Raw genomic sequence first — 13431 nt, 5'->3', positions numbered from 1 at the left:
GGTTAAAAGCGTAGGGCAGGCGCCGTAAGCGCCTGTTTCAATCGAGTTCTTCGATCCAGGCGGCCTGTATCGCCTCCAGCACCTTCTCCCCCCCGCGCTGCGGGTCATCGGAGAACTGCGGCAACGACACCACCCAGCGGTGCAAATCGACGAAGTTCACGTAACGCGGATCGACGTCCGGCTTCTGCTCACTCAGTTCGATGGCGATATCCAGCACATCGGCCCACTTCAAACTCATGACGACGCTCTCCGGAGGTCAGTGCGGCGCTTCGGCCGCGTGATTCAGCGAATACTTGGGAATCTCGACGGTGAGGTCTTCCTCGCCGACGATGGCCTGGCACGCCAAACGGGACTGCGCCTCAAGCCCCCAGGCCTTGTCCAGATAGTCCTCTTCCAGCTCGTCGGCTTCGTTCAGCGAATCGAAACCTTCACGCACGATGCAGTGACAAGTGGTGCAGGCACACACGCCACCGCAGGCACTTTCCATCTCGATATGGTGCTCGTGCGCCAGCTCCAGAATGGAGATACCGGGCTCGGCCTCGACCACCAGGCCTTCCGGGCAGAAACGCTCGTGCGGCAGAAAAATCACCTGTGGCATGGGTTATTCCTCGATCTCGTTAAGGCTGCGGCCTGCCAGGGCCGCCTTGACGCTGGCGTCCATCCGGCGCGCCGCGAAGGCATCGGTAATTTGACTCAGGCGCTTGGTCTGCTGCTCGATGAGGTGCACGTCATCGCCAGCGACCTGCTCCCGCAGCACATCAATCTGCGCCTCGATGGCCAGACGCTCTTCGGCATCCAGCAAACGATCGCCGTCGACATCCAACGCGGCCTGGACAGCTTCGAGCAGACGCTCGGCATCGACCTGCTGCTCGCGCAGCGCGCGCGCCGCCTTGTCACCGCCGGCATTCTGGAAGGAATCCTGCAGCATGCGGGCGATCTCGCCATCGGTCAGGCCATAGGACGGTTTGACCTGAATGCTCGCCTCGACACCGGAGGCCAGCTCACGCGCGGCAACACTGAGCAAACCGTCGGCGTCGACCTGAAAGGTGACGCGAATCTTCGCAGCACCAGCCACCATCGGCGGAATGCCGCGCAGCTCGAAGCGCGCCAGCGAACGGCAGCCGCTGATCAGCTCGCGCTCGCCCTGCAGCACGTGAATCATCATGGCCGTCTGGCCATCCTTGTAGGTGGTGAAATCCTGCGCACGCGCCACCGGGATGGTGGTGTTGCGTGGAATCACCTTTTCCATCAACCCGCCCATGGTTTCCAGGCCGAGCGACAGCGGAATCACGTCGAGCAACAGCAGCTCTTCACCGTCGTCGCGCTTGTTGCCCGCCAGGGTATCGGCCTGAATCGCCGCACCGATGGCGACCACCTGATCAGGGTCGATATTGGTCAGCGGCTGGCGACCGAACAGCTCCGCCACCGCCTGACGAACACAGGGCACGCGGGTCGAACCACCCACCATCACCACCGCGCCAACCTCTTCCAGCTCGACGCCAGAATCACGCACGGCGCGACGGCAGGCCTTGAGGCTGCGCGCCACCATGGGCTCGATCAGCGCGTCGAAGACCTCGCGGGTCAGCGTGCCGCGCCAGTCGCCATAGGTGATTTCGATACTCGCTTCAGCGGTCAGCGCTTCCTTGGCGGCACAGGCAGCCTGCAGCAGACTGCGCTGAGCCGACGGATCCAGATCACTGGACAGCCCGGCCTGCGCGATCACCCAATCCGCCACGGCATGATCGAAGTCATCACCACCCAGGGCGCTGTCGCCACCGGTAGCCAGCACTTCGAAGACCCCGCCGGTCAAACGCAGAATGGAAATATCGAAGGTACCGCCGCCCAGGTCATATATCGCAACCACGCCCTCGGCCTTCTGATCGAGGCCATAGGCGACAGCGGCGGCGGTCGGCTCGTTGAGTAGACGCAGCACGTTGAGCCCCGCCAGACGCGCGGCGTCCTTGGTGGCCTGACGCTGGGCGTCGTCGAAATAGGCAGGCACGGTGATCACCGCCCCGACCAACTCACCACCCAGGGTCTGCTCGGCACGCAGACGCAGCGTCTTGAGAATTTCAGCGGAAATCTCGACCGGGCTCTTCGCGCCCTGCACCGTCTCGATGAACGGCATGTGCGACTCGCCGACACTGAAGCGATAAGGCAACTGCTCGCCCAATTGATGGACATCAGCAAGGCCGCGCCCCATCAGACGCTTGACCGAAACCACGGTATTGAAGGGATCCTGCGCCGCAGCCCGCTTGGCCGCCTCGCCCACTTCAATACCGGCATCGAGGTAACGCACAGCCGAAGGCAGAATCACCGCCCCCGCCGCGTCGGCCAAGGGTTCGGCCAGACCGCTGCGCACGGCAGCAACTAAGGAGTTGGTGGTACCCAGGTCGATACCCACCGCCAGACGACGCTGATGGGGCTGCGGGCTCTGTCCTGGCTCGGCGATCTGCAATAAGGCCATGGTCGCTCTGAAATCATCGGGCAGGCTGCCTGCGCAGCCCACGGTTAGTCGTCGAGGCGCTCTTCCAACTGGCGCACTTCATGAGACAGCTTGTCGAGGAACTGCATGCGCCGCATCAGGCGCTCGGCTTCCTCGCGCCGGGCTTCGTCATCCCAGCAGCCGGCAAAACGCTCACCCAGTTCTTCCTGGGCCTGCTTGAGGCGGCGCTTGAACGAGGCCACACCTGCGAGGTCGGCCTCGTCCTGCAACTCTTCGAGTTCTTCGCGCCACTGCATCTGCTGCAGAAGGAAGTCCGGATCCTGCACGGTGACTTCGAGCGGTACCTCGCTGCCACGCAGCGTCAGCAGGTAGCGAGCGCGCTGAGAAGGACTCTTGAGCACCTGATAAGCCTCGTTGAGGCTCGCCGAGCGCTCCAGCGCCAGACGCTGCTCGCGCTCGTCGGCATCGGCGAAACGATCAGGGTGCACCTGGCGAGCCAACTCGCGGTAGCGCACACCCAACTGATCAAGATCGATGCGGAAGGCCGGCTGCAGGTCGAACAGGGCGAAATGACAGGGTTTACCCACAGCGACCTCAGACGTTGAAGCTTTCGCCGCAGCCGCATTCGCCACGCACGTTGGGGTTGTTGAACTTGAAGCCTTCGTTCAACCCTTCCTTGACGAAGTCCAGCTCGGTGCCATCGAGATAGACCAGGCTCTTGGGATCGATGATCACCTTGACGCCGTGGTTCTCGAACACCTGATCCTCGGCCGCCAGTTCATCGACGAACTCGAGCACGTAGGCCAGGCCGGAACAGCCCGTGGTACGCACGCCGAGACGAATGCCCTCGCCCTTGCCGCGCCCCTCGAGGGAGCGCTGGACGTGACGGGCCGCTGCTTCAGTCATGGTGATGGCCATTACGCACCCCGCCTCAGGCCAAGCCTTTCTTCTGCTTGTAATCGCGCACGGCCGCCTTGATGGCGTCCTCGGCGAGTACCGAGCAGTGGATTTTCACTGGCGGCAACGCCAGTTCTTCGGCCAGCTGGGTGTTCTTGATGCTCTCGGCCTCGTCCAGGGTCTTGCCCTTCATCCACTCGGTAGCGAGGGAGCTGGAGGCGATAGCCGAACCGCAGCCGTAGGTCTTGAACTTGGCGTCTTCGATCACGCCCTGCTCGTTGACCTTGATCTGCAAGCGCATGACGTCACCGCAGGCCGGCGCACCGACCATGCCGGTACCGACATCCGGATCTTCTGCGTTCAGCTTGCCGACGTTGCGCGGATTTTCGTAGTGGTCAATGACCTTGTCACTGTATGCCATGGTGTACTTCCTCTCTCATCAGGTGCCGCTCTTAAGGCAGACCGCCTCTGCAGCGATCTGCCTCGGCAGCTTGTCAGTGTGCTGCCCATTCCACGGAGGAAAGGTCGACACCTTCTTTGAACATATCCCACAGGGGCGACAACTCACGCAGCTTGTCCACGGCTTCGCGAACCTTGGCAGCGGCGTAGTCGACTTCTTCTTCGGTGGTGAAGCGGCCGAAGGTGAAACGGATCGAACTGTGCGCCAGCTCGTCGTTACGACCCAGAGCACGCAGCACGTAGGAGGGCTCAAGCGAGGCCGAGGTGCAGGCGGAACCGGACGACACGGCCAGATCCTTGAGCGCCATGATCAGCGACTCGCCTTCGACGTAGTTGAAGCTCAGATTCAGGTTGTGCGGTACGCGAGCGGTCAGGCTGCCGTTGACGTAGAGCTCTTCCATGCTTTCGAGCTGACGGTAGAAGCGATCCCGCAGAGCCGCGATACGCTGGTTCTCGGCGACCATTTCTTCCTTGGCGATACGGAAGGCTTCACCCATGCCGACGCACTGGTGCGTGGCCAGGGTGCCGGAGCGCATGCCGCGCTCGTGACCACCGCCATGAGTCTGCGCTTCCAGACGCACGCGCGGCTTGCGGCGCACGTACAGCGCACCTACACCTTTCGGGCCATAAGTCTTGTGCGCGGAGAAGGACATCAGATCGACCTTCATCTTCTCCAGATCGATTTCCACCTTGCCGGTGGCCTGAGCCGCATCGACATGCAGCAGCACGCCGCGGGAGCGGGTCAGCTCACCAATGGCGGCGATGTCGTTGATGGTGCCGATTTCGTTGTTGACGTGCATGAGCGACACCAACACGGTGTCTTCACGCAGCGCGGCCTCGACCATGGCCGGCGTGATCAGACCGTCTTCACCGGGCTCCAGATAAGTGACCTCGAAGCCTTCACGCTCCAGTTGGCGCGTGGTGTCCAGCACCGCCTTGTGCTCGATCTTCGAGGTGATGATGTGCTTGCCCTTGCTGGCGTAGAAGTGCGCTACACCCTTGATGGCCAGGTTGTTGGACTCGGTGGCGCCACTGGTCCAGACGATTTCACGCGGGTCGGCATTGACCAGCTCGGCAACCTGACGACGTGCGTTTTCCACGGCTTCCTCGGCTTTCCAGCCAAAGACGTGAGAGCGCGAGGCCGGGTTGCCGAAGTTACCATCGACCAGCAGACACTCGCTCATCTTCTGCGCAACACGCGGATCAACCGGTGTAGTGGCGGAATAATCGAGGTAGATCGGCAATTTCATTGGGTTTCTCCTATCAGGCAACGCCCTGCTCACTCGATGGCGGACGCTTCGATCTTGTCCAGGTGCGGTGTCGCGCCAGAGCAGCGACGCTGATCCTGGCGTGACGCGACTTCCTGCACCTCGTGGCGCGCGACCAGATCGGCCAGGCTGATGCCACTGAGGAATTCATGAATCTGCTGACTGAGGTCGCACCACAGGTGGTGGGTCAGACAGGTATCACCGGAATGGCAATCACCCTGCCCCTGGCACCGCGTGGCATCGACCGACTCGTTGACCGCATCGATCACCTGCGCTACCTGGATACCGCGCATGTCGCGCGACAATTGATAGCCACCACCCGGACCACGCACGCTGGAAACCAGATTGCCACGGCGCAACTTGGCGAACAGCTGCTCCAGATAGGACAGGGAAATCCCCTGGCGCTCGGAAATATCGGCGAGAGAGACCGGGCCGTGCTGTGCATGCAGCGCCAGATCGAGCATGGCCGTAACGGCATAACGGCCTTTGGTGGTCAGTCGCATGGCTCTACCACGAATCACTTGAATGCTGGCGAGTATGCGATTTCCGAGTATTTAAGTCAACTATAAGACCTATTGATTTACTCGGGATTGACCAAAAGAAGAGGCAGCATGATAGCAGAGGCCGCCTCGCCACGCATCAAGCTGCGGGCTTGTCGTCCGCGTGCTGCTGATCCTTGCAGACCCCAGCGAAATCCTCGTCGCGCAACACCGGCAAGTCCTTGGCGCAGTAATCACTGCCCAACGCCGTCAGCGCCTTGCACATCCCCTCAAGACGGCCATCGACGGCATGCAGGTGATCGAGCAACTGGCCAATGGCTCGCGCCACCGGATCCGGCATGTCCTGACCAACGCCATAGGCATCGAAACCGATCTTCTCGGCCATGGCCTGACGCTTGGCCTCCTGCTCATCATCGGACTTGACGATGATCTTGCCAGGAATGCCCACCGCAGTCGCGCCCGCCGGTACTGCTTTGGTCACCACCGCATTGGAGCCGATCTTGGCGCCCGCACCCACCGTGAAAGGCCCAAGCACCTTGGCACCCGCACCGACCACGACGCCGTCCTCCAGGGTCGGATGGCGCTTGCCCTTGTTCCAACTGGTGCCGCCCAGAGTCACCCCCTGATAGAGAGTCACGTCGTTACCGATCTCGGCGGTCTCACCAATGACGATGCCCATGCCGTGATCGATGAAGAAACGCCGCCCGATCCTGGCACCAGGATGAATCTCGATACCGGTCATCCAGCGCCCGAAGTTGGAAACGACCCGTGCCAGCCACTTCCAGCCCGACACCCACAGCGCATGAGCAACGCGGTGCAGCCAGACTGCGTGCAGCCCGGGGTAGCAGGTGACCACCTCGAAGGCATTACGCGCCGCCGGATCCCGATGGAATACGCTCTGAATATCTTCCCGCATGCGCTCAAACATCTGTCTTTCCCCGCTTGTGGTGCTCACCGCGCGCCGCCTTCTCCGTCTCGGTCAGGATGCCGCGCAGAATGTTCATTTCCAGCTTGCTCACATCGCTACGCCCATACAGGCGGCGCAGACGGCTCATCAGGTGCCGAGGCTTCTCCGGATCGAGAAAGCCAATCGCAACCAGCGCACGCTCCAGGTGCCCATAGAAGGACTCCAGTTCGTCCGCGGTCGCCAGTTGCGTATTGAGCATCGCCGTGGTCTCCAGCTTTGCCACCTTGGTCGGCAACTGCTGCGCCGCCAACCAGGCCATACGCACTTCGTAACTCAGCACCTGCACAGCAGCCGCGAGATTGAGCGAACTGAAGTCAGGATCGGATGGAATGTGCACGTGATACTGACATCGCTGCAGCTCTTCGTTGGTCAGGCCGGCGTACTCACGGCCAAACACCAGCGCCACTTCGCCGCCCGCTGCGGCCTGCTCGCAACTCGCCACACCGCATTCGCGCGGATCGAGCATGGGCCAGGGAATGCGCCGATCGCGAGCACTGGTACCGACTACCAAGGTGCAGCCGACGAGGGCATCTTCCAGCGTCTCGACCACCTGCGCAGCATCGAGGATATCGGTCGCCCCCGAAGCACGCGCCACGGCTTCGCTACTGGGAAAGTCCTCTGGCGCCACCAGCACCAGCCGCGACAGCCCCATGTTCTTCATGGCCCGCGCGGCACCGCCGATGTTCCCCGGATGACTGGTGCCGACCAGCACAACGCGAATTCTTTCCAGCACGGCCAAACCATCCACGCAAGCAAAAGGGCCAACGATCTTACCGAAGCCCAACCCTCATTGCCATGCAGCGCCGGCACCACTGCGCGCGTACCGCTGATCCGTCGCATGCAGATCGCGCTACGCAAGACTACAGGCGGCGCTTCATCAGCAACGGTTTTCTGCTAACATGGCCGGCTTTCTTTAACGCCCCAGGTGAACCTCCCATGCAGCCCATGCTGAATATCGCCCTGCGCGCCGCCCGCAGCGCCGGTGAAATGATCTTTCGCTCCATCGAGCGCCTGGATGTCATCTCGGTCGACGAGAAGGATGCCAAGGACTACGTGACCGAAGTCGACAAGGCCGCCGAACTGATGATCGTCCAGGCCATTCGCAAGGCCTATCCGACTCACAGCTTCCTGGGCGAGGAAGGCGGCGTGCTGGAAGGCAGCGGCGAAGGCGCCGACTACCAGTGGATCATCGACCCGCTGGATGGCACCACCAACTTCATTCGTGGTGTTCCCCACTTCGCCATCAGCATCGCCTGCAAATATCGCGGCCGCCTCGAACACGCCATCGTCCTCGATCCGGTGCGTCAGGAAGAGTTCACGGCCAGCCGTGGCCGTGGCGCCGCCCTCAATGGTCGCCGCCTGCGCGTGAGCAATCGCAAGAGCCTGGACGGCGCCCTGCTGGGTACCGGCTTCCCCTTCCGTGACGGCCAGATGGATCACCTGGAAAACTACCTGGGCATGTTCCGCAGCCTGACCGGGCAGACTGCCGGCATCCGTCGCGCCGGCGCTGCCAGCCTGGATCTGGCCTACGTTGCGGCCGGTCGCTTCGATGCCTTCTGGGAGTTCGGCCTGTCGGAGTGGGACATGGCCGCAGGCGCCCTGCTGATTCAAGAAGCAGGCGGCCTGGTCAGCGATTTCACAGGTGGCCATGAGTTCCTCGAAAAAGGCCAGATCGTCGCCGGCAACACCAAGTGCTTCAAGGCCGTCCTGACCGCCATTCAGCCGCACCTGCCAGCCTCGATGAAACGCTGAGAATAACTACTGGAGCGAACTCATCCGCTCCAGGCAGCCCAATAAAAAACGCCCCGAAGGGCGTTTTTTATTGGGCTGAATTTATTGCGCCTGCTGCACCAGCACCAGCTCACCCTGTTTATTGACCGGAATCTGGCTGCCCGGATCACGATCCATGCGCACGCTGCCAATCTTCTCGTCCAACTTGTACTTCACGTCGTAACCGACCACCTTCTCGCTGGTATCGGTGACCGTGTTGCAGCGGGTTTCGGTCGTGGTGTAGGTGTCACGCTGCTGCATGCCTTCCTGAACCTTGTTGCCCGCATAACCCCCACCGATGGCACCGGCGACGGTGGCGATCTTCTTGCCGTTCCCGCCACCGATCTGGTTACCCAACAGGCCGCCAGCAATGGCGCCGATCGCCGTACCTGCAATCTGGTGCTGATCCTGCACCGGACGCTGACGCGTCACGGTAACGTCCTTGCAGACCTCACGCGGGGTCTGGATGGTTTCCTTGACCGGCGTGACCGCCAGCACTTCCGCGTAATCAGGGCCGCGATCCACGAGACTGTAAGTGGCAACCGCCCCACCCGCCGTCACACCCACAGCGCCCAGCACGGCACCTACCAACATCGACTTGTTCATGATTGTTGTCTCCTCGCACGGCGCCTTGCGCCTTTCTCCCTGCCTAGGACAGCAAAAGGCCGCGGCAAGTTCGACTTGCCGCGGCCTTCGTCATGTTTCATGAACCACATCACAGTGTCTGGCGCCCTCTTTCCAAGCGCCAGACAACACGTGGGTCAGGGGCGTCCGTCGTCTGCCTCGGCTTCGGCCGCAGGCGGAATCAGATCCTCGACGCTCAATTTCAGCCATACCAGCACCACGGCACCGATGTAGACCGAGGAGTAAGTACCGACCACCACGCCGATCAGCAGCGTCAGGGCGAAGCCTGCCAGCACGTCACCACCGAAGAACAGCAGAGCCAGCAGCGCCAGAGCCGTGGAGAGCGAGGTAGCGATGGTACGCAACAGCGTCTGGGTAACCGAGATATCGATGTTCTCGATCAGCGACGCTTTGCGCAGCATGCGGAAGTTCTCGCGGATACGGTCGTAGATGATGATGGTGTCGTTGAGCGAGTAACCGATCATCGCCAGCACCGCCGCCAGCACCGTCAGGTCGAACGGCACCTGGAAGAAGGCCAGCACGCCCAGGGTGATGATCACGTCATGCACCAGCGAGGCGATGGCGCCCATGCCGAACTTCCACTGGAAGCGGAAGGCCAGGTACAGCAGCACGCCACCGAGCGCCAGCAACATGGCGATACCGCCCTTGTCGCGCAGCTCTTCACCGACCTGCGGGCCGACGAACTCGACGCGCTTGACCTCGAACTTGGCGGCACTGTCCGCCTTGCTCAGGGCCGCAGCGACCTGATTACCCAGCTCGGGGGAATCCCCCGCCAGACGCACCAGCACATCGGTACTGGCACCGAAGTTCTGTACCACGGCATCGGTATAACCGGCCTGAACCAGCTCACTCTTGATCTGGTCGAGATTGGCCGCCTGCTCGTAGCGCAGCTCGATCAGCGTACCGCCCGTGAAATCCAGGCCGAAGTTGAGACCCTTGGCGAAAAGAGCGCCAAGGCCGATCAGCGTGAGCACGACAGTCATGCCGAAGGCGATGTTGCGCACCGCCATGAAACGAATGGTTGATTTGATCATGACTGCACCTCAGATCCACAGCTTCTTGAAGTTACGGCCACCGAAGATCAGGTTGACCATGCCGCGGGTGAACATGATGGCGGTGAACATCGAGGTGATGATGCCGATCGACATGGTCACGGCGAAGCCCTTGACCGGGCCGGTGCCCATGGCGAACAGGATGCCGCCGACCAGCAGCGTGGTCAGGTTACTGTCGAGAATCGCCGAGAACGCGCGATCGAAACCTTCGTGCAAGGCTCGCTGCACCGGCAGACCATTGGCCAGTTCCTCTCGTATGCGCGAGAAGATCAGCACGTTGGCATCCACCGCCATCCCCAGGGTCAGCACGATACCGGCGATACCCGGCAGGGTCAGCGTCGCACCGATGGCCGACATCAGACCAACCAGCAACACCAGGTTGAATGCTAGGGCAATCGCAGCCAGCACACCAAAGAAGCGGTAGATGGCCACGATGAACAGGGTCACAAAGATCATCGCCCACTCGGTGGACTGAATGCCCTTGATGATGTTCTCGGCACCCAGGCTCGGGCCAATGGTGCGCTCTTCGGCGAAGTACATCGGCGCAGCCAGGCCACCGGCACGCAGCAGCAGCGCCAGCTCGGAGGACTCACCCTGACCATTCAGGCCGGTGATACGGAATTGACTCCCCAGCGCCGACTGAATGGTCGCCAGGCTGATGATCTTCTTCTCTTCGACGAACGACGGCACGGCCACTTCCTGCTCGACACCGTCGACAGTCTGGCGCACGTAACGGGTTACCGGCTTCTGCTCGATGAACACCACGGCCATGCTGCGCCCGACGTTGTTGCGGGTCGCGCGGTTCATCAGATCGCCGCCATGACCATCGAGGCGAATGTTCACCTGCGGACGGCCATTTTCGTCGAAGCTGGCCTGCGCATCGGTCACCTGATCACCGGTGATGATCAGCTCACGCTCGAGCTGCACCGGCGGACGACCCGCCTCGCGGAACTCGAAAGCCTCGGTGGAAGCACGGGAAGCATCGAGCGCAGCCTGCAGACGGAACTCCAGGTTGGCGGTCTTGCCGAGAATACGCTTGGCCTCGGCGGTGTCCTGCACACCCGGCAGCTCGACCACGATGCGATTGGCGCCCTGGCGCTGCACCAGCGGCTCAGCCACGCCCAGCTCGTTGACGCGGTTGCGTACGGTGGTCAGGTTCTGCTTGATCGAATATTCACGAATCTCGGCGACCTTCGCCTGAGTCAGGGCCAGTTGCAGCACCTGCTGACCACCGCGCTCGACGGTGCTCAGATCGAAATCCTTGTAGTCCTTGCGGATCAGGCGCTCGGCCTTGTCCAGCGACTCGCTATCGGCAAAGCCAAGCTGAATGCGGTCATTGCTTTCCGGCATGCTGCGGTAGCGCACCCGCTCCTTGCGCAGCAGGCTCTTGATCTCGCCTTCATAGACCTTGCGGCGCACGTCGAGCGCCTTGTCCATGTCGACTTCCAGCAGGAAGTGCACACCGCCGGACAGGTCCAGGCCCAGCTTCATCGGGCTGGCACCCAGGTTACGCAGCCACTGCGGCGTGGTCTGCGCCAGGTTCAGGGCAACGACGTAGTCGTCACCGAGGGTGCGACGCACCACGTCCTTGGCCGGCAACTGGTCGTCCTGCTTGGTCAGGCGGATCAGGCCACCACGACCGCGCTCGGCAAGGCTCGCCGCCTTGACCGCGATACCGGCATCCTGCAGCGCCTTGCTGGCGCGATCGAGATCGGCCTGCTCGATGGTCAGCGCCGAACTGGCACCGCTGATCTGCACGGCCGGATCATCCGGATAGAGATTGGGAATGGAGTACACCAGCCCCACCGCCAGCACGGCGACAATCAGCAGGTACTTCCACAGAGGGTATTTATTGAGCATGAACGAGACGCCCGCTTAAGACGCGGGGCGCTAGAAGCGCCCCGTCGAGTGGAAAAACTAACAACCGGATCAGATGGCTTTCAGCGTGCCCTTGGGCAGGGTGGCTGCGATGGCTTGCTTCTGGAACTTCAGCTCGACGTTGTCGGAAACCTCGACCACCACGAAGTCATCGGCCACTTTGGTCACCTTGCCGGCGATACCGCCGTTGGTCACTACTTCGTCGCCCTTCTGCAGGCCGCCGAGCAGGTTCTTGTGTTCCTTGGCGCGCTTGGCCTGGGGACGCCAGATCATCAGGTAGAAGATGACCAGGAAACCGATCAGGAACACCCACTCGAAACCGCTACCGGCAGGGCCTGCGGCCGCGGCGGTGTCAGCGTAAGCGGCGGGGATGAAAAAGCTCATGTAACACTCCTAATAGAAAGAACTTTTTGGAACGTGAGTCGGTCAGTCCAATGGCGGCACAGGCAGGCCACGCTTGGCATAGAAGGCTTCGACGAAGTCGGCCAATGTACCCTGTCCGATAGCCTCACGCAAACCAGCCATAACCCGCTGATAATGCCGCAAGTTATGGATGGTATTGAGCATGCTACCGAGCATTTCGCCGCATTTGTCCAGATGATGCAGATAGGCACGGGAGAAGTTTGAGCAGGTGTAACAATCGCAGGTCGGATCCAGCGACGAGTCGTCGTGCTTGTGCACGGCGTTGCGGATTTTCACCACGCCGGTATCGATGAACAGGTGGCCGTTGCGCGCATTACGCGTCGGCATCACGCAGTCGAACATATCCACACCACGGCGCACGCCTTCGACCAGATCCTCCGGCTTGCCCACCCCCATCAGGTAGCGCGGCTTGTCGGCCGGCATCTGCGGCGGCAGGAAATCCAGCACGCGGATCATCTCTTCCTTCGGCTCGCCCACCGACAGCCCGCCAATGGCCAGACCGTCGAAGCCGATTTCGCACAAGCCCTCAAGCGAGCGCATGCGCAGCTCTTCATGCATGCCGCCTTGGACGATGCCAAACAGTGCAGCAGTGCTTTCGCCATGGGCGACTTTCGAGCGTTTGGCCCAGCGCAGCGACAACTCCATGGAGCGCTTGGCCACGTCGAACTCGGCCGGATACGGCGTGCATTCGTCGAAGATCATGACGATGTCCGAGCCCAGGTCGCGCTGCACCTGCATCGACTCTTCCGGCCCCATGAACACCTTGGCGCCGTCGACCGGCGAGGCGAAGTACACGCCCTCCTCCTTGATCTTGCGCATCGCCCCCAGGCTGAACACCTGGAAACCGCCGGAGTCGGTGAGGATCGGCCCCTTCCATTGCATGAAGTCATGCAGGTCGCCGTGTTTCTTGATCACCTCCATGCCCGGGCGCAGCCACAGGTGGAAGGTATTGCCAAGAATGATCTGCGCGCCGATACCCTCGATATCACGCGGCAACATGCCCTTGACCGTACCGTAGGTGCCCACTGGCATGAACGCTGGCGTTTCCACCACGCCACGCGGGAAGGTCAGGCGACCACGACGAGCCTTGCCGTCGGTGGCGAGCAACTCGAAAGACATGCGGCAA

The 13431-nt window shown here is 61.8% G+C and carries 16 protein-coding genes; 1 reads left to right on the top strand and 15 read right to left on the bottom strand.

Features of this window, described 5'->3' with window-relative positions:
- Positions 1-37: 37 nt before the first annotated feature.
- The 10 genes from iscX to trmJ all read right to left on the bottom strand — a co-directional run bounded on the left by iscX (position 38) and on the right by trmJ (position 7270).
- The gene (gene iscX, locus ACODS1_RS00525) at positions 38-238 is read right to left on the bottom strand and encodes a Fe-S cluster assembly protein IscX (protein ID WP_037001993.1); all 201 of its coding nucleotides are present in this window, start codon (positions 236-238) and stop codon (positions 38-40) included.
- 18 nt (positions 239-256) lie between these two features.
- Complete coding sequence (gene fdx, locus ACODS1_RS00520; RefSeq protein ID WP_322981122.1) at positions 257-598, bottom strand: ISC system 2Fe-2S type ferredoxin; 342 nt, start codon at positions 596-598, stop codon at positions 257-259.
- Positions 599-601: 3 nt separating this feature from the next.
- Positions 602-2467 carry a Fe-S protein assembly chaperone HscA gene (gene hscA / locus ACODS1_RS00515; RefSeq protein ID WP_489084109.1) on the bottom strand — a complete coding sequence of 622 codons (1866 nt, stop codon included), beginning with the start codon at positions 2465-2467 and terminating at the stop codon, positions 602-604.
- A 44-nt stretch (positions 2468-2511) separates the two neighbouring features.
- Positions 2512-3033, bottom strand: a complete 522-nt coding sequence (gene hscB / locus ACODS1_RS00510; protein ID WP_489084108.1) for a co-chaperone HscB — start codon at positions 3031-3033, stop codon at positions 2512-2514.
- A 7-nt stretch (positions 3034-3040) separates the two neighbouring features.
- Complete coding sequence (iscA, locus tag ACODS1_RS00505) at positions 3041-3364, bottom strand: iron-sulfur cluster assembly protein IscA (RefSeq protein ID WP_268178766.1); 324 nt, start codon at positions 3362-3364, stop codon at positions 3041-3043.
- A gap of 13 nt (positions 3365-3377) precedes the next feature.
- Positions 3378-3764, bottom strand: a complete 387-nt coding sequence (gene iscU / locus ACODS1_RS00500) for a Fe-S cluster assembly scaffold IscU (RefSeq protein WP_322981125.1) — start codon at positions 3762-3764, stop codon at positions 3378-3380.
- A 73-nt stretch (positions 3765-3837) separates the two neighbouring features.
- Positions 3838-5052 carry an IscS subfamily cysteine desulfurase gene (locus tag ACODS1_RS00495; RefSeq protein ID WP_489084107.1) on the bottom strand — a complete coding sequence of 405 codons (1215 nt, stop codon included), beginning with the start codon at positions 5050-5052 and terminating at the stop codon, positions 3838-3840.
- A 29-nt stretch (positions 5053-5081) separates the two neighbouring features.
- Entirely contained in the window at positions 5082-5573 is a 492-nt protein-coding gene (gene iscR / locus ACODS1_RS00490) for a Fe-S cluster assembly transcriptional regulator IscR (protein WP_489084106.1), read from the bottom strand.
- A gap of 136 nt (positions 5574-5709) precedes the next feature.
- Positions 5710-6498, bottom strand: coding sequence for a serine O-acetyltransferase (gene cysE, locus ACODS1_RS00485; RefSeq protein ID WP_322981128.1), 789 nt, complete (start codon positions 6496-6498; stop codon positions 5710-5712).
- On the bottom strand, positions 6491-7270 hold the full coding sequence (gene trmJ, locus ACODS1_RS00480) for a tRNA (cytosine(32)/uridine(32)-2'-O)-methyltransferase TrmJ (RefSeq protein ID WP_489084105.1): 780 nt from the start codon (positions 7268-7270) through the stop codon (positions 6491-6493). Before trmJ ends, cysE begins: the two co-directional genes overlap by 8 nt.
- A 203-nt stretch (positions 7271-7473) precedes the next feature.
- Between trmJ and suhB the strand changes: the two genes are divergently transcribed.
- Positions 7474-8289 (top strand): type III secretion system regulator SuhB, encoded by an 816-nt coding sequence (suhB, locus tag ACODS1_RS00475; protein WP_489084104.1) that lies wholly within the window; start codon positions 7474-7476, stop codon positions 8287-8289.
- 81 nt (positions 8290-8370) lie between these two features.
- Here suhB and ACODS1_RS00470 read toward each other — a convergent pair whose 3' ends face one another.
- The 5 genes from ACODS1_RS00470 to tgt all read right to left on the bottom strand — a co-directional run bounded on the left by ACODS1_RS00470 (position 8371) and on the right by tgt (position 13424).
- Positions 8371-8913, bottom strand: a complete 543-nt coding sequence (locus tag ACODS1_RS00470; RefSeq protein ID WP_322981131.1) for a glycine zipper 2TM domain-containing protein — start codon at positions 8911-8913, stop codon at positions 8371-8373.
- Between the two features lie 155 nt (positions 8914-9068).
- Positions 9069-9986 carry a protein translocase subunit SecF gene (gene secF, locus ACODS1_RS00465; protein WP_489084103.1) on the bottom strand — a complete coding sequence of 306 codons (918 nt, stop codon included), beginning with the start codon at positions 9984-9986 and terminating at the stop codon, positions 9069-9071.
- A gap of 9 nt (positions 9987-9995) precedes the next feature.
- A complete protein-coding gene (gene secD / locus ACODS1_RS00460; protein WP_322981132.1) occupies positions 9996-11864 on the bottom strand; it encodes a protein translocase subunit SecD in 1869 nt (622 codons plus the stop codon).
- A 69-nt stretch (positions 11865-11933) separates the two neighbouring features.
- On the bottom strand, positions 11934-12266 hold the full coding sequence (gene yajC, locus ACODS1_RS00455; RefSeq protein ID WP_322981133.1) for a preprotein translocase subunit YajC: 333 nt from the start codon (positions 12264-12266) through the stop codon (positions 11934-11936).
- A 42-nt stretch (positions 12267-12308) separates the two neighbouring features.
- A complete protein-coding gene (gene tgt, locus ACODS1_RS00450; RefSeq protein ID WP_489084536.1) occupies positions 12309-13424 on the bottom strand; it encodes a tRNA guanosine(34) transglycosylase Tgt in 1116 nt (371 codons plus the stop codon).
- Positions 13425-13431: the final 7 nt, after the last annotated feature.

It is taken from the genome of Pseudomonas sp. FG29 (assembly GCF_057809355.1).
The sequence above is the reverse complement of the archived record's forward strand: the minus strand, read 5'-3'. Positions and strand labels throughout refer to the sequence as shown.